At 45.4% G+C, this 22,005-nt stretch carries 20 protein-coding genes and 1 other RNA gene; 20 read left to right on the plus strand and 1 reads right to left on the minus strand.

Annotated features, from left to right (window positions below; translation table 11 throughout):
- Nucleotides 1-4 precede the first annotated feature (4 nt).
- The 19 genes from AC1DM9_RS06575 to rnpB all read left to right on the plus strand — a co-directional run bounded on the left by AC1DM9_RS06575 (nt 5) and on the right by rnpB (nt 19,392).
- Nucleotides 5-976, plus strand: coding sequence for a PhoH family protein (locus tag AC1DM9_RS06575; RefSeq protein ID WP_054026960.1), 972 nt, complete (start codon nt 5-7; stop codon nt 974-976).
- Nucleotides 977-993: 17 nt separating this feature from the next.
- Complete coding sequence (locus AC1DM9_RS06580) at nt 994-3,240, plus strand: HD family phosphohydrolase (RefSeq protein WP_339203443.1); 2,247 nt, start codon at nt 994-996, stop codon at nt 3,238-3,240.
- On the plus strand, nt 3,237-3,734 hold the full coding sequence (gene ybeY / locus AC1DM9_RS06585; RefSeq protein ID WP_339203441.1) for an rRNA maturation RNase YbeY: 498 nt from the start codon (nt 3,237-3,239) through the stop codon (nt 3,732-3,734). The genes AC1DM9_RS06580 and ybeY overlap by 4 nt, the downstream gene beginning before the upstream one ends.
- Nucleotides 3,734-4,096, plus strand: coding sequence for a diacylglycerol kinase family protein (locus AC1DM9_RS06590; RefSeq protein WP_477579148.1), 363 nt, complete (start codon nt 3,734-3,736; stop codon nt 4,094-4,096). Before ybeY ends, AC1DM9_RS06590 begins: the two co-directional genes overlap by 1 nt.
- Before the next feature lie 24 nt (nt 4,097-4,120).
- The gene (gene cdd / locus AC1DM9_RS06595; RefSeq protein ID WP_441881069.1) at nt 4,121-4,558 is read left to right on the plus strand and encodes a cytidine deaminase; all 438 of its coding nucleotides are present in this window, start codon (nt 4,121-4,123) and stop codon (nt 4,556-4,558) included.
- Between the two features lie 8 nt (nt 4,559-4,566).
- Nucleotides 4,567-5,490, plus strand: coding sequence for a GTPase Era (era, locus tag AC1DM9_RS06600; RefSeq protein ID WP_054024225.1), 924 nt, complete (start codon nt 4,567-4,569; stop codon nt 5,488-5,490).
- A 100-nt stretch (nt 5,491-5,590) separates the two neighbouring features.
- On the plus strand, nt 5,591-5,752 hold the full coding sequence (locus AC1DM9_RS06605; protein ID WP_076266896.1) for a YqzL family protein: 162 nt from the start codon (nt 5,591-5,593) through the stop codon (nt 5,750-5,752).
- Nucleotides 5,753-5,879: 127 nt separating this feature from the next.
- The gene (gene recO, locus AC1DM9_RS06610; protein ID WP_076266897.1) at nt 5,880-6,623 is read left to right on the plus strand and encodes a DNA repair protein RecO; all 744 of its coding nucleotides are present in this window, start codon (nt 5,880-5,882) and stop codon (nt 6,621-6,623) included.
- A 152-nt stretch (nt 6,624-6,775) separates the two neighbouring features.
- Entirely contained in the window at nt 6,776-8,317 is a 1,542-nt protein-coding gene (locus tag AC1DM9_RS06615; protein ID WP_441881072.1) for an MDR family MFS transporter, read from the plus strand.
- Nucleotides 8,318-8,675: 358 nt separating this feature from the next.
- Nucleotides 8,676-9,563 carry a glycine--tRNA ligase subunit alpha gene (glyQ, locus tag AC1DM9_RS06620; RefSeq protein WP_076266899.1) on the plus strand — a complete coding sequence of 296 codons (888 nt, stop codon included), beginning with the start codon at nt 8,676-8,678 and terminating at the stop codon, nt 9,561-9,563.
- Nucleotides 9,556-11,637, plus strand: coding sequence for a glycine--tRNA ligase subunit beta (gene glyS, locus AC1DM9_RS06625; RefSeq protein ID WP_477579151.1), 2,082 nt, complete (start codon nt 9,556-9,558; stop codon nt 11,635-11,637). Before glyQ ends, glyS begins: the two co-directional genes overlap by 8 nt.
- Nucleotides 11,638-11,664: 27 nt before the next feature.
- Nucleotides 11,665-12,480, plus strand: coding sequence for a pyruvate, water dikinase regulatory protein (locus AC1DM9_RS06630; protein WP_076266901.1), 816 nt, complete (start codon nt 11,665-11,667; stop codon nt 12,478-12,480).
- 101 nt (nt 12,481-12,581) lie between these two features.
- Nucleotides 12,582-13,031: a YaiI/YqxD family protein gene (locus AC1DM9_RS06635; protein ID WP_339209682.1), complete on the plus strand. Its 450-nt coding sequence runs from the start codon at nt 12,582-12,584 to the stop codon at nt 13,029-13,031.
- A 41-nt stretch (nt 13,032-13,072) separates the two neighbouring features.
- Nucleotides 13,073-14,926 carry a DNA primase gene (gene dnaG, locus AC1DM9_RS06640; protein ID WP_441881074.1) on the plus strand — a complete coding sequence of 618 codons (1,854 nt, stop codon included), beginning with the start codon at nt 13,073-13,075 and terminating at the stop codon, nt 14,924-14,926.
- 18 nt (nt 14,927-14,944) lie between these two features.
- Nucleotides 14,945-16,075 carry an RNA polymerase sigma factor RpoD gene (rpoD, locus tag AC1DM9_RS06645; RefSeq protein ID WP_053376806.1) on the plus strand — a complete coding sequence of 377 codons (1,131 nt, stop codon included), beginning with the start codon at nt 14,945-14,947 and terminating at the stop codon, nt 16,073-16,075.
- A 126-nt stretch (nt 16,076-16,201) separates the two neighbouring features.
- Entirely contained in the window at nt 16,202-17,038 is an 837-nt protein-coding gene (locus AC1DM9_RS06650; protein ID WP_339203430.1) for a hypothetical protein, read from the plus strand.
- Nucleotides 17,038-17,811, plus strand: a complete 774-nt coding sequence (locus AC1DM9_RS06655) for a tRNA (adenine(22)-N(1))-methyltransferase (protein WP_441881076.1) — start codon at nt 17,038-17,040, stop codon at nt 17,809-17,811. The genes AC1DM9_RS06650 and AC1DM9_RS06655 overlap by 1 nt, the downstream gene beginning before the upstream one ends.
- Nucleotides 17,787-18,908, plus strand: coding sequence for a Nif3-like dinuclear metal center hexameric protein (locus tag AC1DM9_RS06660; protein WP_477579154.1), 1,122 nt, complete (start codon nt 17,787-17,789; stop codon nt 18,906-18,908). Before AC1DM9_RS06655 ends, AC1DM9_RS06660 begins: the two co-directional genes overlap by 25 nt.
- A 77-nt stretch (nt 18,909-18,985) precedes the next feature.
- Nucleotides 18,986-19,392: RNase P RNA component class A (rnpB, locus tag AC1DM9_RS06665), an RNA gene on the plus strand.
- 68 nt (nt 19,393-19,460) lie between these two features.
- On the opposite strand, the gene AC1DM9_RS06670 is transcribed toward rnpB, so the two are convergent.
- Nucleotides 19,461-21,308 carry a S8 family peptidase gene (locus AC1DM9_RS06670; protein WP_076266907.1) on the minus strand — a complete coding sequence of 616 codons (1,848 nt, stop codon included), beginning with the start codon at nt 21,306-21,308 and terminating at the stop codon, nt 19,461-19,463.
- Between the two features lie 183 nt (nt 21,309-21,491).
- Between AC1DM9_RS06670 and AC1DM9_RS06675 the strand changes: the two genes are divergently transcribed.
- Nucleotides 21,492-21,992, plus strand: a complete 501-nt coding sequence (locus AC1DM9_RS06675; RefSeq protein ID WP_076266908.1) for a YpuI family protein — start codon at nt 21,492-21,494, stop codon at nt 21,990-21,992.
- Nucleotides 21,993-22,005: the final 13 nt, after the last annotated feature.

Genomic DNA, 22,005 nt, shown 5'->3' on the forward strand with positions numbered 1-22,005 from the left:
ATTGTTGCAAATTGAAACGAAAGTAGTAAAGATACCGCTCGGCAACGCAGCGGAAGGACTTGGAGTGTTCGGACCACAGGATAATTTTTTGCGTCTCATTCAAGCGCAAGTAGAGTCTTCGATTACATCGCGTGAAGCGGAAATTGTCATATCAGGTCCTGTAGAAGAGGTTGATTCGTTAGAACAACTATACAATGTGCTCTTACAGCTCGTTCGCGGGGGCTATAAGCCATCAGAGCGTGATGTTGCATATGCACTTGAGCTCGCCAGATCGATGCAGGCAGAAGAGCTGTTGGACTTGTTTAAGAAAGAAATTACAACTACCTTCCGTGGTAAGCCGATTCGGGTAAAGACGATCGGTCAACGCCATTATGTGAAGACGATCCGCAAGAAGGATATCGTGTTTGGAATAGGTCCAGCCGGAACAGGTAAGACATATTTGGCCGTTGTGCTCGCTGTCGCTGCTTTGAAGGAAGGCTCGGTAAAAAGAATTGTTCTTACGAGACCTGCCGTAGAAGCGGGAGAAAATCTCGGCTTTTTGCCAGGCGATTTGCAGGAGAAGGTCGATCCTTATCTTCGTCCTTTGTATGATGCACTGCATGATGTGCTTGGACCTGATCAGACGGTCAAAGCGCTTGAGCGCGGTATGATTGAAATTGCTCCGCTTGCTTATATGCGGGGCAGAACGCTTGACGATGCGTTTATTATTTTGGATGAAGCACAAAATACGACGCCTGAGCAAATGAAAATGTTTCTAACAAGACTAGGATTTAGTTCTAAAATGGTTATAACGGGAGACGTTACGCAAATCGATTTGCCGAGGGGCAAAAACTCAGGCTTAATTGAAGCTCAGCGGATTCTGAGAGACATAGAGGAAATTGGCATCATCCTTTTCTCAGAGCAAGACGTCGTTCGTCATTCGCTCGTTCAAAAGATTATTGTTGCCTACAACTGGGATGCTGAAAACAAAGCCTAGAAAGGGATGTCTGCTGCATGAACCAAAACCAGACCGGAAAACAAGGGAACTTGCGGCCGTCCAAAACGGCGGGTTGGAAGCAGAGTGCAGCCGTTCGCTGGGTGCTGATGTTGATGTTTGTGCTGCTATTCTATTTCAGCTTAGCTCCGCATCTCGTTCCTGAAACCTATGATATTCAGGAGGGCGCTGTAAGCGAGAAGGATATCAAAGCGCCCTTCCAAATTAAAGACGAGAAGGCGACTAGACAAGCGGAAGAGGATGCAGCCGAGAAAGTCGATGTCATCTATTCGATAGTACCGCTACGCAACGAGGTGCTTGTCGACCAAATCTTTGTTCGAATAGAGCAGCTGAATCAGGACGACCAAGTAACTTTGCAAAATAAGATTGATATTTATCGCAATGAAATCCCAGGCCGTTATTCGGAGTATATTGATACCTTTGTTAAGCTGAATAAGGGCCGTGGAACGTATAACAACACGCTGCTTGAGGAAATGGCGCTTATTGCGAAGGAGCAGCAATACACCATTCCGGAAGAAACCTTTTACAAGATGCCCAATCTAACAGCAGAAACGCTAACCGAGATGCGCGATGTAGCTCGGGATATTGTGCGTAAACTGACAGTAGAGCAGCTTCGTGATGCGGAAACCGCTCGAACACAGGTTGCGGAACTTGTTAATGCAAGCTCGCTATCCAGCCGGACAAGCAGAGAAATTGTGCAGGAGCTTGCGAGATTTGCCATCATGCCAAACAAGTTTCTGGATAAGGAAGCGACGGACGAGGCTAAAGTGCAGGCTAAGCAAAACACGCCGCCTGTCGTAATTAAAGAAGGTGAGCTGATCGTGAAGCGCGGTCAGACGATTACGCCTGAATTGTACAAGCTGCTCGTTGATTCTTCGCTGCTGCAGGATCGTAAGACTTATTGGCCGCAGTTTGGATTGCTAATCATGTCTGTGATGTTTATCGTCGTCATTTACGCGTATTTGCATCAGTCTGGAAGTATCAATGGGATAAAGCCCAAATATAACAACTCTTCTCTTTTGATGTTGTGGCTCATCTTTCTGATCAATATTATTACGATGGAGATTACTTCGTTGACGCAGACGGATGCTGCCCCTTATGCGGGTTATTTGGCTCCTGCTGCTCTCGGAACGATGCTGATTACCTTGCTGCTAGATATGCATCTAGCCATGATCAGCTCCATAATATTTGCAATAATGGGCAGTATTATATTGAACACGAGCCAGCATCAAATTTTTGATTTCCAGTATGGCTTTGTCATTATTGTCGTTTCGTTTGCTGCCATCTTCTCGATTCATAGAGCGAGTCAGCGATCAACAATATTGAAGGCCGGAATAATGGTGAGTTTATTTGGCTCCTTGTCCGTTTTATCCATTTTACTGCTGTCTGAACAGCTGGAACGTGCTCATTTTATCTACTCCGTTGCTTTTGCGTTTGCTAGCGGTTTGATTACTGCGGTGCTCGTCATTGGCTTGATGCCGTTCTTTGAAGTTACATTCGGCATTTTATCTGCGCTTAAGCTTGTAGAGCTTTCGAATCCCAATCACCCGCTGCTTCGCAAGCTGTTGACTGAAACGCCGGGAACCTATCACCATAGCGTAATGGTGGGCAATTTGTCAGAGGCGGCAGCAGAAGCAATTGGGGCAGACGGCTTATTATGCCGGGTTGGCTCGTTTTACCACGATATTGGGAAGACGAAGCGGCCGAATTATTTTATCGAAAACCAATCCAATATTGAAAATCCGCATGATACGATTGATCCTAAGTTAAGCAAATCAATCATTGTTGCTCATGCGAGAGACGGCGTCGATATGCTTAAAGGGCATAATATCCCTAAGCCGATTCGCGATATTGCAGAACAGCACCATGGAACAACATCGCTGAAATTCTTTTATTACAAAGCGATAAAACAAGCGGAAGAACAAGGTGTCGAACCTGCGTTTACGGAAGATGATTTTAGGTATCCTGGTCCGAAGGCACAGTCAAAGGAAGCGGCTGTTGTTGGCATTGCTGATTGCGTGGAAGCAGCGGTTCGCAGCCTTCGCAACCCGACAGTAGAGCAGGTAGAAGCAATGATTAACAAAATTATTAAAAGCAGGCTGGATGACAATCAATACAATGAATGTGATTTAACGTTGAAGGAGCTGGACAAAATTGCGCATTCACTAAAGGAAAGCGTAATTGGCATCTTCCATTCACGTATTGAATATCCGGATGATGTGAAAACAAAGGAGCGTTTGTCATGAGCTTGCAACTCGGTTGGAGCAATGAGCAGGAAAAGCTGGAAATACCCGAGGATTGGATTACAAAAATAGAGCAATTGCTGCAATTGGCTGGTGAAGCGGAAGGCATTTCCGATGGTGAGGTGTCTTTAACATTCACAAACGATGAGGAAATTCATCAGCTGAATCGTGAATATCGCGGAATTGATCGTCCAACCGATGTATTGTCATTCGCTATGCAAGAAGATGGCGTGGATGAGCTTGATATTATTTTTGAAGTGGACAGCGAGGATGAGAAGGACCCGATCTCAGGCATGCTTGGCGATATTATAATAAGCGTGGATACGGCTCTTGCTCAAAGCGAGGAGTACGGTCATTCCTTGGAACGCGAAATCGGCTTTTTGTTTGTACATGGTTTTTTGCATTTGATCGGTTACGATCATCAGGATGATGAAACCGAAGCCGAAATGACCGCTAAGCAAGAAGCGATTTTGCAGCAGGCTGGCTTAACTCGTTAATGCGAAAAGTTATATCTAGTTTCGCAGTTGCAATATCCGGCATAGGTTATGCTCTTAGGACTCAAAGTCATATGCGGTTTCACGCAATTGCCGCCGCAGTGGTGTGCTGTTTAGGATTTATGCTATCACTTAAGCCGCTTGAATGGGCGATTATTTTAATGGCGATCGCCCTCGTGATAAGTGCTGAAATGATAAATACGGCAATTGAACAGGCGGTTGATCTAGCAAGCCCCAATATTCATCCAGTAGCTAAAGCTGCTAAGGATGTTGCTGCTGGGGCGGTGTTAGTTGCTGCTGCAATTTCTGCAATTATAGGGCTGCTCATACTTGGGCCGCCCTTATGGCATTTAATAATGGATTAAAAAACGGGGAATGGCGGGATATTTATGGTGGTTTTTGAAGGATTGTCGGAGTCTTACACTTCGCTAATGAATGCGGCTAAGGAAGCGATGTCAAGAGCATACGTTCCTTATTCAAATTTTCAGGTTGGAGCAGCACTGCTTGACGATGAGGGCCAAGTCCATTATGGTTGCAACATAGAGAACGCAGCTTACAGTCCAACAAACTGTGCGGAGCGTACCGCATTATATCGCGCAGTAGCGGATGGAAAGCGACCAGGACAATTCCAAGCAATAGCTGTTATTGGCGATACGGATACTCCAATCGCGCCATGCGGCGTTTGCCGCCAGGTTCTAGTTGAGCTATGTTCACCAGAAATGCCTGTCATTATGGGGAATTTAAAAGGTCAATGGACGATCTCAACCGTTTCAGGCATATTGCCGGGTGCCTTCACGCCGGCTTCATTAGATAATAGGGAGCGTTAAACAAGAATATGAATCAAAAAACATCAAATGAACGCAGCAACAAAAAATTTCGGTCCGGTTTCGTAGCTATAATCGGCAGGCCAAATGTTGGTAAATCAACGCTGATGAACCATCTTATCGGTCAAAAAATTGCGATTATGTCAGATAAGCCGCAAACGACACGGAATAAAATTCATGGTGTTTATACGACAAATGACACACAAATTGTGTTTCTTGATACACCTGGTATTCATAAACCACAATCCAAGCTTGGGAATTATATGATGCAAACCGCGGAAAGCGCGCTTCGTGAAGTGGAAGCAGCGCTCTTTCTAATCGATGCGTCAGAGGGACTAGGCGGCGGTGACCGTTTTATTATTGAACAGCTGAAAAAAGTGAAAACACCTGTTTTCCTAGTAATGAACAAAATCGATAAAGTAGAGCCTGAACAGCTTCTGCCGATGATTACACAATATAATGCATTGCATGAATTTGCGGAAATTATCCCAATTTCAGCGCTTAAGGGCAATAATGTGGAAACCTTGCTTGAACAGCTGACTCGTTATTTGCCAGAAGGACCACAGTATTATCCAGCTGATCAAATTACTGATCACCCTGAGCAATTTGTTTGTTCGGAGCTTATTCGCGAGAAAATATTGCATATGACGCGTGAGGAGATTCCGCATTCAATCGCAGTGACCATTGAGGATATGCGCGTAAAGGAAAATGGAGTCGTCTATATCGGCGCTGTTATTTTTGTAGAGCGTGATTCTCAGAAGGGGATCATCATCGGCAAAAAAGGCGATCTGCTGAAGGAAGTTGGCAAACAAGCGCGAAAAGATATCGAAGCGCTCCTTGGCTCACGCATCTTTCTTGAGCTTTGGGTAAAAGTGAAGAAGGATTGGCGCAATCAGGAGCGTGTGCTGAAGGATCTTGGTTACCGGAACGAATAAGCATAATTGACGTATTTTGTTAAGGATAGACATGAGCGGTTTATCGCATCCTATTAACGTCTGAAGCAGCATTTCAGGGGACGGAAAGGGATGAATACGTATGCGGAATTTTTCGTGGAAGTATTTTACGTTGACCGGGGATGTCGAGTCTTTCATGTTATACAAGGAAATACACCAATACGGAGCAGAAGGCAGCTCCGATGCGTTAGTAGGAAATCAGGATGAGCTTGCCGAGCTGGACCTTGAGGACACATCTGTCTAACGTATCAATGGCATTATTTGAATCGGTTGATCAAGTATAGAGCTTTTGTGTTTTTAACAGCTAAACGTATGTTTGCCGCCATGGGACGGTAAACATACGTTTCTGCTTTCAGGGGAGAGTTTGCATTATGTTGTATCGTGTCGAGGGAATTGTGCTGCGAAGCATGGATTACGGGGAAGGCAATAAAATTGTTACACTGCTGACGAAGACAAATGGAAAAGCGGGTGTACTTATACGCGGAGCGAAAAAGGTGAAAAGCAAACATTCTTCGCTCGCACAACCGTTTACATATGGAGAGTTTGTTTATTTCCGAAGCAGCGGGCTTGGCACGCTTAATCATGGTGAGATTATTGAATCTCACCATGTTTTGCGTGAGAAGCTTGATTTGGCTGCTTATTCCTCTTACGTAGCAGAATTGACGGATCGTTCAATACAGGACGACGAGGCAACGGGCTTTCATTTTGAACAGCTAAAAGCATGTCTTTCTGCACTTCAAGAAGGCAAAGACCCGCAAATCGTTTCTCATCTTTATGAAATGCGCATTTTGGACTTGTCTGGTTATGCTCCTGCACTTGATGAGTGTGTAAGCTGCGGTAACGTTGTAGGTCCTTTTAAACTTTCTCCCTATGCGGGTGGAATATTATGCTCACGATGTACTGGCAAAGATCCTCATGCGGTTTCGCTAGGGGAGGGCGCTTATAAGCTGCTTCGTTTGTTCCGCAGGATGGATATGAGAAGACTTGGTTCTATTCAAGTGAAGCCTGAGACAAAAGCAGAGCTGAAAATTGCTATGCGTAAGCTGTTAGATACTCATTTAGGAATGCAGTTGAAGTCGCGTAATTTTCTTGATCAGCTCGATAAATTGATGTAAAGAAATTCATTTCTTGAAATGGGTGCTTTTGGTTTGTTATCGGTCTCAAGACGGAGGGAAGGCTCATTCCTCTGCATGATTTCATCATCTAAGAAATTGATTTATGATAGATGAGGTTGTTGAGATTCATAGTAATTGGAGGGGTTGACCTGATGTCTACAGGACAAAATAGACTGGGCTTTGTTGTGGCCGGACTTTTGCTTGGTATACTGGTCGCATCAATCGATAATACGATTGTATCGACAGCAATGGCAACGATTGTATCCGATCTTGGCGGCTTGGACAAATATGTGTGGGTTACATCTGCATATTTGGTAACAGAGATGGCAGGCATGCCGATTTTCGGGAAATTGTCTGACATGTATGGGAGAAAACGTTTTTTCGTTTTAGGTATTTCTTTATTTTTAATCGGCTCTGTTCTTTGCGGAACGGCTGAATCGATAACACAGCTGACCATTTACCGTGCTATTCAAGGTATTGGCGGCGGTGCGATGATGCCAATTGCCTTCGCAATCGTATTTGACATTTTTCCAGCAGAGAAACGCGGTAAAATGGGTGGATTGTTCGGTGCTGTATTTGGTACCTCAAGCTTGTTTGGACCGCTTGCAGGCGCATACTTAACGGAATATATCAATTGGCGCTGGATCTTTTACATCAATGTACCCATTGGTCTTGTGGCACTTGCTTTTATCGTTATTTATTACAAAGAGTCGCTTTCTCATTCCAAGCAAAAGATCGACTGGTGGGGAGCAACGACACTTGTGGGCTCTATCGTCTGTCTCATGTTTGCACTCGAGCTCGGTGGAACTGAGTTTGCTTGGGATTCAGCGCAAATTATTGGTTTATTTGCTGGCTTTGCGGTTTTACTCGGCATCTTTCTTTTCGTGGAAACCAAGGCAGCAGAACCAATTATTTCGTTTAATATGTTCAAACAAAGACTGTTTGCAGCAAGTACGGGAGCGGGCTTATTCTACGGAGCGGCGTTTATTACAGCAGCTTTATATATCCCGATGTTTGTCCAAGGCGTATTCGGCGGAACAGCGGTCAGTGCAGGTTTAACTTTACTGCCTATGACCTTGGGATCAGTTATCGCGGCGCAGCTCGGTGGTTTATTAGTCAACAAAATGTCCTACCGCAGCGTCATGATGATTTCAGCTGTTATATTTATTACAGGTATTTTCTTGCTATCCACCATTACGCCGGAAACAACAAGGTTTATGTTGTCCGTGTATATGTTCTTAACTGGATTTGGTATCGGCTTCTCATTCTCTGTGCTTGGAATGTCCTCCATTCATGGATTCGATATGCGGCAAAGAGGAAGCGCCACATCTACGATGTCCTTCATTCGTTCATTAGGCATGACAGTAGGGATTACGGTATTCGGCATTATTCAGCGCAACCACTTTACAAAGGGTATGACTGATGCTTTCGCAGGTGGAGAAGGAGCGGCTCCGATGACGGAAAATGCACGTGAGCTGTTATCACCGGAGAAGCGTGCGGAAATACCGGCTCCTGTCATGGAGAAGATTGTTGCCGCTTTGTCAGATTCAGTTTCAACCACGTTTGTTTGGTCTATTGTTCCCGCAGGCTTAGCATTAGTTTGTGTTTTGATGATGGGGAATACGGGTATGAAAGATATTATCGGCAAACGTGATGGAAAAACGGCAAATACAGATGAGATTCGTGCACATTAGCGGCTTTATTATGATACCAAGGAACGATGTTTGACAATTGGCATAAAGAAGCATAAAATAATGCAATATGAATATTGGGCAGTGATGGAGAAAGTAATCGTTTTAAGCCGACTTGGTTAGCGAGCTGGGGAAAGTGAAAGCCCAGACGGTCAAAACGATGAAAAGGCACTCCGGAGTCGTATACAAGCAAAGAGGGTTTGCTCTTAAGGAGCTGACCAAGTAGGGTGGAACCGCGGGATTACAACTCTCGTCCCTACGTCTGGGAGCAGGCGTAGAGACGGGAGTTTTTTGCGTATAAACGCCTTTGCCTGCTTCGCTTTTACGGACACAAAACAGAGGAAGAAGGAGAGGGTCAGTTATGAATTTTCAAAAAATGATTTTGACTTTGCAGCAGTTCTGGGCTGAACAAAATTGTATTCTCGTACAGCCTTATGACGTTGAGAAGGGTGCAGGAACGATGAACCCTATGACGTTTCTACGCTCGATTGGTCCTGAGCCTTGGAATGTTGCCTATGTGGAACCATCAAGACGTCCAGCGGACGGTCGATACGGTGAGAACCCAAACCGTTTATACCAGCATCATCAATTCCAAGTTATTTTGAAGCCATCGCCTGACAATATACAGGAGCTTTATTTGGAAAGCTTGAAGCAGCTAGGCATTGATGCACTTGAGCATGATATCCGTTTCGTTGAGGATAACTGGGAATCGCCAACTCTTGGCGCTTGGGGTTTAGGCTGGGAAGTATGGCTGGACGGCATGGAAATTACGCAATTCACATATTTCCAACAGGTTGGCGGCATTGATGCTAATCCTGTCGCTGTTGAGATCACATATGGTATGGAGCGTTTGGCTTCTTATATTCAACAAAAAGAGAATGTTTTTGATTTGGAATGGGTTGAAGGAGTAACCTACGGTGACGTCTTCAAACAACCAGAGTATGAGCATTCCAAATATACATTCGAGACATCGGATACAGCAATGCTGTTCTCTTTATTTAACATGTATGAGCAGGAAGCTCAAAAAACGATGGAGCATCATCTTGTGTTTCCAGCGTACGATTACGTATTAAAATGCTCGCACACCTTTAACCTGCTCGATGCGCGCGGCGCAATCAGCGTAACGGAAAGAACGGGCTATATTACACGGGTAAGAAATTTAGCGCGTGCATGCGCATCGACATACTACGAGGAAAGAGAACGTCTTGGATTCCCTTTGCTGAAGAAAGGAGTGGAGCAGCATGACTAGAGATTTGTTGCTTGAAATCGGACTTGAGGAAGTGCCTGCTCGGTTCGTGCGCGGTGCGATGAACCAGCTAAAGGATAAAATGGTGAAGTGGCTTTCGGACTCAAGAATCGAACACGGCGCTGTAAATGTGTATGCTACACCACGTCGAATTGCTGTTCTAATCAACGACGTAGCTGAGAAGCAAACGGATATGAATGAAGAAGCTAAAGGCCCTTCTCGTAAAATTGCTCAAGACGACCAAGGCAATTGGAGCAAAGCTGCTCTTGGATTTGCTAGAAGCCAAGGCGTTGAGCCTGAACAGCTGTATTTCCAAGAACTAGCTGGCGTTGAATATGTTTATGCTACCAAAAGCAGCATCGGTACAGACACAGCAGCGGTACTGCCAGATGGCTTGCTCAGCTTGATTACTTCGATGTCTTTCCCGAAAAACATGCGTTGGGGCAATCATGAGCTAAAGTTTGTTAGACCGATCCGGTGGTTGGTTGCACTATTTGGTCAAGATGTGATTCCTTTTGAAATTACAGGGGTACAAACTGGCAATACAACACGCGGACATCGTTTCCTTGGCAATGATGCTATTGTACAAGAACCTGCTCAATACGCTCAGCGCCTGCGCGAGCAGCATGTTCTTGCTGATGTCAGCGAACGTGAAGAGCTGATTGTAGCTCAGATCGATCGTCTAGCCAAAGAAAAAGGCTGGGAGATTGCAATCAAGGAAGATTTGCTTGAAGAGGTTGTTTTTCTAGTTGAATATCCAAACGTATTGTTTGGCGGCTTCGACCCAGCATTTCTACACATTCCGCAGGAAGTGCTTATTACATCGATGCGTGAGCATCAGCGGTATTTCCCGGTATTCAACAGCGAAGGTGAGCTTCTTCCGTTTTTCGTTACGGTTCGCAACGGCGATCTTAAGTCGATCGAGCTAGTATCGAAAGGTAACGAGAAAGTACTGCGCGCAAGACTTTCGGATGCCAAATTTTTTTATGAAGAAGATCATAAGCTGACGATAGAGCATGCTCTATCGAAGCTTGAGAATATCGTATATCACGAAGAACTGGGCTCAGTAGCTGACAAAGTAAGACGCATTCGTGCAACAGCTGATCTTCTGAGCAAGCATTTGCTGATCGATGAGCAAACGTCCAGCGACATTAGCCGCTCCGCTGATATTTGCAAATTCGATCTCGTATCCCAAATGGTTTATGAATTTCCTGAACTGCAAGGCATTATGGGGGAAGATTATGCTCTAAAAGCAGGAGAGCGAGCTTCAGTGGCGAAAGCCATTAATGAACATTATCAGCCGCGTTTTGCCGGAGATCTAGCTCCATCTGAAATAACAGGTGCCATCGTAAGCTTAGCGGACAAAATCGATACAATCGTTGGTTGTTTCTCGATCGGCATCATTCCGACAGGCTCGCAAGATCCTTATGCCCTTCGCAGGCAAGCAGCAGGTATCGTTCAAATTATTTTGGCGCACGGCTTGAAGCTGGAGCTAAACGATTTGTATGATGCTGCGCTATCCGTACATGAGAACCGCGGCCTTAAACGCGACGCTGCTGAAATCCGCAAAGATCTTTCTGATTTCTTTGCGCTTCGCGTTAAGAACGTATTGTCCGAGCAAGGCGTTCGTTATGATGTTGTAGATGCCGTTATGGCTTCTGGTTTTGCAGATCTGAAATCGACCATCGAGCGTGCGAGCGTCGTTCAAGCGCTTGCTGCAAGCAGCGATCGTACTGAATTTAAGCTAACTGTCGAGCAGTTTAACCGTGTCAGCAATTTGGGTTCCAAAGCTGCTGGTGCAGCGGTTGATCCAGCTTTGTTCGCAGAACAGGTGGAAACAGAGCTGTATCAAACATGGCTAGCGCAGCGTCCAACGTTTAAACAAGCGATTGATGAGGGAGATATTTCAAGAGCGGTACAATCTTTATCATCGTTGAAGCCGTTTATTCATAACTATTTTGAGAATGTTATGGTCATGGCGCCTGATGAGGCTGTTCGTGCGAATCGATTGTCAACGCTTGCTGGTATCGCAGAAGATATTGCGATTATCGCAGATTTCTCGAAGCTCGTTTGGTAATTGAGTCCGTAAGGAGGATGATAGATCATGTCTCGTTCTAATCCCGAAGTAATCGTATATGTCGTCTCCGATGCAGCTGGTGATACAGGGGAGCTTGTTGTACGCGCAGCAATCGCGCAATTTCATCCACTTCATACCGATATCCGCAGAGCCCCTTTTGTAACGGAAGAGGCAGGCTTGCTGCGAATTATTGAGCAGGCGCAGCAAGTTGATGCAATAGTGATCTATACACTCGTTATTCCGCATCTTCGCGACAGCATGAAAAAGTTTGCAGAGGCATACAGCGTTACCGCAATCGATCTTTTGGGATCTTTTATCGAGACGCTGGAGAAGCGGACTGGGCGGAAATCACGTCAAGAGCCTGGTCTTAATCATGTGCTTGATGCGAATTATTTCAAAAAGGTAGATGCTGTAGAATTTGCGGTAAAATATGATGACGCGAGAGATACATCCGGCGTACTAAAAGCAGATATTGTACTCGTTGGCGTATCACGCACGTCAAAAACGCCTTTATCGATGTACCTCGCGCATCAGAAGTTCAAAGTTGCTAATGTGCCGCTAGTCCCAGAGCTAAAGCCGCCAGACGAATTGTTTAAGCTGCCAAAACGCAAAATAATCGGGCTTACAATAGGTGTTCCATACTTAAATACAATACGGAAAGAACGCCTTAAAGCACTTGGCTTGCCGAATAATGCATCTTATGCGACTCCTGATCGTATTGAAAAGGAACTGCTTTATGCCGATACTATTATGAAGCAGCTAGGCTGCGTTGTGATTGACGTATCACATCGAGCCGTTGAAGAGACAGCAAGTTTGATTATGGAATATGTACGTTTGCCATAATGTCAAGCGGAAGGATTTTTTAGAGTTATGCCGTATATAATAGTATAGGAAAAGAATTTGAAACCGAGCGGTGATTTTCTATTCGTCAACAAAAACCTACCATTGTGGTCGATGCGGATGCATGTCCGGTAAAAACGGAAATAGGTGAAACGGCAAGACTCTTTTCTGTAGCAGTACTTATGGTTGCTTCTCACGACCATCGGCTGGAGCCTCAGCCTGGAGTAGATATTGTACAGGTGGACCGAAGCAATCAATCTGTCGATCTATACATTGTGAACCATATTGTGCGTGGAGATATTGTCGTTACACAAGATTTTGGACTGGCATGCATAGCAATCGGCAAAGGCGCTGTCGTATTGTCTCCTCGCGGAGAACAATATACCGATGAGAACATTGATTATTTGATGGAACGTAGACACGAACTTGCGAAACGTCGCCGTACCGGAGGCAAAACAAGAGGGCCAAAAGCGATGAACAACGACGATCGTGCACGGTTTCAACAAAAGTTGACAAAAGTTTTACGAAATGAGCAGGAGAACCATGACGTATAGCGAATATTATTTACGTGTTACTAGGATGAAGGTGATGAACGATGACATACGGTAATAAAATACCGGAAGAGGTCATTGATGCGGTTCGCAAGCATTATGACATCGTAGAGACGGTCGGGAAATATGTTCATCTCACGAAGCACGGCAAATATATGAAGGGGTTATGTCCGTTCCATTCGGAGAAGACTCCCTCATTTACAGTGACGCCGGAGCTCCAAATTTACCATTGCTACGGCTGCGGTAAGGGCGGCAACGTTATTCGTTTTTTTGAGGAAATGGAAGGTTATTCGTTTCCTGAAGCTGTTCGAGTGCTGGCGATGGATGCGGGAATGCCTGTAACCTGGGCATCACCAGATGGAGTGAAATCCACGCCGCATGATGCAGACCGAGCCAAGATCATTGAGGCGCATGAGCTGACAATTAAGTTATATCATCATGTGCTGAATAACACGAAGCAAGGACAAGCGGCAAAGCAATATTTGCGGGATCGCGGACTTAGTGATAAGCTGATTGATCATTTTATGATTGGTTACGCTCCTGAGGAATGGGACTTGCTGGCCCGGTTTTTAACGAATCGTGGGTTTGATCTTGCATTGATGGAAAAAGGCGGATTGCTTTCGGCTAAATCTGACGGGAGTGGATATGTGGATCGGTTTCGAAATCGCATTATGTTTCCGATATGGGATCGAGACGGCAAAGCTACCGCGTTTGCGGGTCGCATTATAGGCGAAGGACAGCCGAAATACTTGAATACCTCGGAAACGATGCTGTTTACGAAAAGCAGAACACTTTACAATCTGCACTATGCGCGGCCATCTATTCGAAAGAGTAAGCAAGTTGTATTGTTTGAAGGTTACATGGACGTCATTAAATCATGGAGCGCTGGCGTAAAAAATGGAATTGCCACGATGGGAACGGCTTTGACCGAAGAACATTGCGCTATTCTAAAACGGCAAGCCGAAGAAGTCATTGTATGTTATGACGGTGATGATGCAGGACAAGCAGCAGCATTCAAATCAATTCCGATGCTTGAAAGCGCAGGCCTCAAAGTATCGGTGGCGATGCTTCCGAAAGGAAAGGATCCCGATGATTATATAAGCGAATATGGTCCGGAACATTTCTTGCGAGAGATAATGGATCAGCCGGTATCGGTGACAAAATTTAAGCTTATATATTCAAGGAAAAACCATATACTGCTAAAAGAAGAAGGTAGAAAGAACTATCTGCTTGAGGCGGTACAAATTGTTGCAGAGCTTGATTCTTCAACGGAACGCGAAGTCTACCTGAAGGAAATTTCACGAGAGTTCGAAATCTCACTGGATGCTTTGAAACAGGACTGTCATCAAATTAGACAGGAGCTGCAAAAAAAGAAACCGCAAGGGGATAATAACGACAATTCGTGGAATAATGGTAGGAATGAAAAGCCCCGAAAGTCTGGACCACCTACTCTTATGCCTGCTTACACACATGCAGAACGAAGGTTGCTGCACGTTATGATGCGGGATCGAGAGGTAGCGCAATCGGTTCATGAACGACTCGGCGATGCGTTTAATGTAGAGGATCACGCAGCTCTTGCTGCTTATTTATACGCTTATTTTGCCCAAGGCTATGATCCGGATGTCAGCCGCTTTATTGCAACGCTGCATGATGACCGATTAGAACGTACAGCTGCATCGATTTTGATGATGGACGGTGACTTTCCGTTCGATGATACGACGATGGACGCATATATCCAAGACATTATTAAAGTACCGCAGTATCGTGATATTGAACGCAAGAAAGAAGAAATGGTGCGTGCTGAGCGTACCGGAGATTTTTTGGCAGCAGCACAAATAGCAAGTGAGATTATAACCCTAGAGAGACAGCTCAAAGGACGACAGGAAGATCGTTTCTAGGGGGGAGGGAGTCGGAATATGGCGAATGATCAACATACTGAACTAGATACCGAACAAAAACTGGATCATGTGAAGGATCAATTGATTGAGCAAGGCAAAAAGAGGTCATCTTTGACGTATAAAGAAATTATGGATAAGTTGGCTCCGTTCGATCAAGACCCTGAACAAATTGATGAATTTTTCGAACAGCTCGATGATTTTGGGATTGAGGTACTGAACGAAAATGACGAAGAAAATCCACTCGCTGCCCAAGGGGAAGAACAAGAGCGCGAACAGGACGACTTTAACTTTGATGATGATCTAGCTTTGCCGCCGGGTATAAAAATTAATGACCCGGTACGTATGTATTTGAAAGAAATCGGTCGGGTTCCACTTCTTTCTGCAGATGATGAGGTTGAACTTGCACAACGTATTGAGAATGGTGACGAGGAAGCAAAACGTAGACTTGCGGAAGCGAACCTGCGGCTTGTTGTCAGTATTGCGAAACGTTATGTAGGTAGAGGCATGTTGTTCCTTGATTTGATTCAAGAGGGCAATATGGGACTTATTAAAGCAGTTGAGAAGTTTGACCATCAGAAGGGCTTCAAATTCAGTACGTATGCAACATGGTGGATTCGTCAAGCGATTACTCGCGCCATTGCTGACCAAGCACGAACCATTCGTATCCCGGTTCATATGGTGGAAACGATTAACAAGCTCATAAGAGTATCACGTCAATTGCTCCAAGAACTTGGACGCGAACCGACACCGGAGGAAATTGCTGCGGAGATGGAGCTAAGCACCGAGAAGGTTCGCGAGATTATGAAGATCGCACAAGAACCAGTATCGCTCGAAACTCCAATCGGGGAAGAAGATGATTCTCACCTAGGTGATTTCATTGAAGACCAAGAAGCTCTTGCTCCAGCAGATGCTGCTGCGTATGAGCTGCTTAAAGAGCAACTGGAAGACGTACTCGATACATTGACTGAAAGAGAAGAAAATGTACTTCGTCTTCGCTTCGGACTTGATGATGGACGCACGAGAACGCTTGAGGAAGTTGGCAAAGTATTTGGTGTTACGCGTGAGCGTATTCGTCAAATTGAAGCCAAAGCACTTCGCAAACTGCGTCATCCAAGCCGCAGCAAACGTTTGAAAGATTTCCTTGAATAAAAAAACTTGATGTTTAGTATATTGACCTTTCTGCTCGTGCAGCGAGGTCTTTTTTCTAAAATGCCAACCTCATACATACGGACTTGTGCAGGCAAGACAAGTCGACCGAAAGGATAGCGGGATTTTATGAATCAGGATCGTCGGCAAATTATCGTGAAAGAAATTGATCATTGGCGCCGAAGCAAGCTGCTGCCAGATCAATATTGTGACTTTCTGCTGAATTTGTATGCTGATCAAGATACGATCCAAACAACTAAAGAACAGCATCATACAGTTGGAAAAGCAATCGCCGCAGTACAACGAGCTACAGGTATGCAATGGCTACTTACATTTGGAACTTTTACCTTAATTTCCTTTGTTGTGCTTTATTTTAACGAATTTCATCCGTTATTGCAAATGGCTGTTGTGGTCGGCGCGGTGGCTGTTTTTTTACTTACGGGACAGCGACTTCGCAGCCGCAATGAGTCAGCTGGATTGGCAATAACAAGTACGGGAATGCTCCTCCTTCTAGGCGGGGGATTGTATATGTTGAATCTGCATGCTTTTGATCATTGGGGCTGGAAAACAGGCTTGTTAGCCTTTTGTTCGATCTTTTGGGTTGTTTACGGAATAAAGGCTCGCATTCCTGCCCTTCATTTAAGTGGATGGTTGGCGGCTATACTTGTTTATGCGTGGCTGCTGTCACAATTTATGCTGGATTCGAAATGGTATGAGGTGCAGCTGTACTGGCTGCCTATCGCTTGTTTATTTGGCTGGAGCAGTTGGTTCGTACATCGCTGGTCGAAGCCGGTATCTGCTGTTTTGTTTGCAACCTGCGCGCTCGTGTGGTTTATGCCGGAGCTATACTCGGTCATGTTCGTAAATGATGCGATTTTGTTGCAGCTGCAGCTCATTGTCAAAATAGCGATAGGCGGCATAATATTATTTTCAATGCGAAAACAATGGATGGTGTGGGTTGTATAATGTTAAAACTATCAAGGCGTCTGCAGAAGATTGCAGATTACGTAACCGCGGGCTCGCGTGTAGCTGATATAGGCTCGGATCATGCGATGCTCCCCGTATATTTGCTGCAAATCGATAAGTGCCCTACAGCGATCGCAGGAGAGCTGAACCTCGGTCCCTATGAGGCAGCGAAGAAGCAAGGGGCTGCTGCTGGAATGACTGCTCGTTTGACAGTGCGGCAAGGCGATGGCCTGAACGTGCTTCAGCCTGGTGAGGCTGACACGGTCACAATCGCCGGTATGGGCGGCAGCCTTATGAGCGATATATTGGAGGCAGGTCATGCGGCGGGCAAGCTAGAAGGGGTTGTAGAGCTTGTACTGCAGCCTAATGTAGGTGAAGAAGTCGTACGCGAATGGCTATTGAAACATAATTGGTATTTGGCTGCAGAAAGCATTCTTGAAGAAGACGGAAAAATTTATGAAGTGATGCACGCCATACGTGTATCGGATGCTAAAGCGCGCAATAGCGAGCTTTATGATGGCAGCTTCCTGAAGGTTAAGTTGGCGAATGACAAGCTATTTGGTGTTTTGAAGCAAATGGGTCCGTATTTGCTCCGTGAGCCGCAACCTGTATTGTTTAAAAAATGGCGTCATGAGCTGAATAAGCTTGAGCGTATTTGTGAACAGCTGGGTGGATCTGATCTTGCTGAATCAGCGAGTAAACGCGAGCAGTTTCAGGCGGAGATGAACGTGATTGAGGAGGTTTTACAATGCTTGCCAATGGACAAACCGTGATCCAGTTAATGGAGCAGCTTGCGCCTAAGCATTATGCGGTTGAGAATGACAAAATCGGCTTGCAGCTTGGCACATTAAATAAACCGATTAAGAAGATCCTCGTTGCATTGGATGTGACGGATGCTGTTGTTGATGAAGCGATCGAGCAAGGTGCTGAGCTTATTATCGCTCATCATGCGATCATATATCGGCCGCTTGCCAAGCTGGATACATCAACTGCGGCAGGGCGCCTATACGAGAAGCTTATCAAAAACGACATTGCCGTTTATATTTCACATACCAATCTTGATGTGGCAGATGGCGGAATAAATGATTGGCTCGCTGATTTAATCGGTATCGTGCCGGATAACCGCCAGTGTTTGGAGGAAGTGCATACGGATAAGCTGTACAAGCTTGTTGTATTTGTACCAGAGAGCCATCACGAGCAAGTGCTTGAGGCTATGTGGCGCGCAGGAGCAGGTAAAATTGGCAGCTACAGCAACTGCAGCTTCAATATAAAGGGGACAGGAACATTTATTCCTGGACCAGGAACGAACCCGTTCATTGGCGAGGAAGGAAAGCTGGAGCGTGCTGATGAGATTCGGATTGAAACGATCGTGCCTCACAGCGTCCACCGCAAAACGGTCCAAGCTATGCTCAAAGCACATCCGTATGAAGAGGTTGCTTATGATTTATATTCAGTCGATTTAAAGGGCAGATCGTTTGGACTGGGCAGAGTCGGCAAGCTAGCCGAGCCGAAGACACTGGGTGAGCTTGCAGAACAAGCGAAGCAATTATTTGATGTTCCAGCGGTGAGAGTCGTTGGAGCACTCGACCGAGTCATTCGCAAAGCCGCTGTACTCGGTGGAGCAGGCGGCAAGTATGTACGCCATGCTGTATTTTCTGGCGCTGATGTGCTTGTTACTGGAGATATTGATTATCACACGGCACATGATGCGCTGGCTGCAGGAATGACGATCATCGACCCTGGTCATAACATTGAAAAAGTGATGAAGCAGAAAGTTGCAAATTGGTTGAATGAACAGCTTGTGAGCAGTAAATATGAAACGACAGCGGTTGCTTCTTCCTTGAACACAGAACCGTTTACTTTTGTATAGTTAAATTATTGTTAGATTGGAATGGCATTGAGGGTTGAGCTTTTGTGAAATACCTTGTATACTTAACGATGCCACGGAAAGTTTGACAGACAATCGCTGGCGGCCTTGTTGCCGCGAGAGGAAAGTCCGGGCTCCGCAGGGCAGGATGCTGGATAACGTCCAGTCAGCGCGAGCTGAAGGATAGTGCCACAGAAATGGACCGCCGATGGCCGGCTTTTAGCCGGAACAGGTAAGGGTGGAACCGTGGTGTAAGAGACCACGAGGAGCATAGGTGACTACGTTCCTGGTAAACCCCATCTGGAGCAAGACCGAGAGGACGCCGCAGCCCCTAAGCTGCAGCCTTAGCCTGAGGCGCGTCCGGGTTGGTTGCTGGAGCCGTATAGCAATGTACGGCCTAGATAGATGATTGTCGCTTCATCGTGGGAGGGTCGTTCCCGTTTGGACCACCAGAAGTACAGAACCCGGCTTACGACAAACTTTCCGCACGACCTTACACTTACAAAACAAAGAGCACCCATCGCATGCGATGGGTGCTTTATTGTGTTTGCTGAATTACTTCCCGTACTTATTCATAATCCGATCAAGCCTTCTTTTTACCTGATCGGGATAAGTTTGCAGCGCTCCACCGTATTTTGAAGCAGCTTGGAGTGCTTTATCAACATCGATTTCTCCATAGCCAAAATAATCGTCTTTTCCTTTGGCGCCTAAATCTATAGCTGATTTTCTCATAATTTCCATAACCTCAACGTTGGATAGCTCAGGATTAATGGACCGAATCAATCCTGCCAATGCCGCGACATGGGGACTTGCCATAGATGTGCCGGACAATGCTGCATATTGACTGCCAGGATAGGTACTCGCAATGCTGTCGCCAGGTGCTGCAACGTCTATATAATCGCCATAGTTGGAAAATGAAGCTTTTTCTTTGCTGCTGTTGGTAGCCGCAACAGCGAATACTTCCGGATATGCGGCTGGATACCCCGGTCGATCCGTATTATCGTTACCGCTGGCTGCAATCATGACGACGTCATGGTCATAGGCGTATTTAATCGCGTCATGAAGAAAATCTGCCTGCGCATAGTTGCCTAAGCTCATATTAATGACCTTGGCTCCATGATCGACGGCCCAAATAATACCTTGAGCGACGGAATAAGTGGAGCCTGCACCGCTGCTGTCCAATACTTTAACAGGCATAATTTTGTTATACCATGATAAACCGGCAACACCTTCATTATTGTTGACGGTAGCGCCAATGATGCCAGATACATGGGTTCCGTGGCCAACATCATCATCGGGAGCCGCATTTTCGTCTACAATATTTTTGCCTTCAGCAAGCTTTCCCTTCAAATCCGGGTGATTGCTTTGCACGCCGGTATCAAGCACAGCAATAATAACCTTGTCACTGCCTTTAGATAAACTCCAGCCCTTTTCCGTCTCAATTGATGGCAAATTCCATTGGTACTCTGAGTACAAAGCGTCGTTTGGAACGATTGCGGCTGAGCTCTCATTTGTCATATACAAATAATGTGGTTCTGTATATTCGGTATTCCACGTTTGCTTGAAATAACGGACTAGCTGATCCGTTTCAATATTTCTTGAGCGGAAAATAAAAGTATCTCCGACTTGTTTAACCCACTCCGCATTTATATCGCGTTTTACCTGTTCAAGCTCGCTGCCCGAAAGAGGCTTAACGAAATGTACAACGACGTCACGAACATGATAATGACTGGCATTACCGTTATCCTCGCCAGTACGAACAGTCGTATCGATCGTTGAGTTTGGTTTCACGGATTCGATTTTGTAATTTCCTTCAGCCGGGTAAGGTACAAGTCTAAGGTTGCGCATTTGATGATGTTCTACGGATTTCAAAATATCTTGTTTGATGACACCGACCACACCGATTCCACTATGCTTGGAGTCTGGCACACCCAGCACCATATAACGGCTGCCATTTTTGGCTGTGAAAGAAGGGGATTCAAACTTGGCCCCTTTGCTAACTTGTGATTTTGCTTCAGAAACATAAGATTTCACTTTCTGATCCTCTGTTTGTGGGAGGGCTCCTCGATCAACGCTGCGATTGCCCGAAATCCAGCTAATATAAGCCATGTGCGCATGCTCATGCATCATATGCTTGATTTGTTGATCCGCTTCGTTTTTTGATCCCATACTGGAGCTCATCAGCTTCTGAAAATCTTTGGAGCACTCCGTGGAGCAAAGCATCGCTGTCGCTTTCATATCGGATTGCAGCGCAGCAATTTTGAGCGTATGCTCGCGTTTTGCAGAAAAACTAGACGTTTGCGGCGGTTTTTTGACGTCTTTAGGGGCAAATATCGGCGTCATTGGTATAAGCAGAGCAGCTAAGGCTAAAATTGTAAGGCCACCAATCCATTTTCTATGCATGCCTGAAACCCTCCATTGATCGTTCTAATTAGAGCTAAGTCTAATCTATAGGTTCGGATTCCAAGGCTCAAAATATGCGAACGAAAGCGTGAATCGCCAGTACCACTTAAATGTAATTTGTGGTACGATAGTGATGATTGTAGTTTTTACGTGTGTTTGGATTATGAAAGGGGAACTACCTATATGCCAACTGCCAACGTCAAAGCACTAACGGAATCAACTCGCACAAAGCTAAAGGATGCGTTAAGCCAACTGGAACCGTTTCTGAATAACAATTCCTTGCCCCAATTAACCGGCGAAGATGATGGAGAAGAAGCACATACTTTTTACAAAGGCCTTTTATCCGATTTGAGACATTTATTGGTCTTTTCTGAAGTCTCGGTTGAAAAGCTGGGAGTATTGCTCAGACGGCCCAATTTTGATACAGATTATGCGGAACGCGTGCTGTATGAGGTTTACCATCAATGCGTAAGCGCGTTTTTCTATCCGAAGAACGAATGTTATTCTGAAGATGGCCGTTATGCTTATACTGGCCAAGATGCGATTCGTTTCCGCTTTAAACCGAATCGTGATTCTCGTGGTATCGTACTTAGTGTTTCCAAGGTTTTTGAAGAACTGCGTGATGAATTAGCGTATTACGAAAATGATTACATGACTCAGCGTCGTATGCAAGGACAAAAATAAGGCAGAATGAATC

The organism is Paenibacillus sp. 01T431 (genome assembly GCF_056398625.1).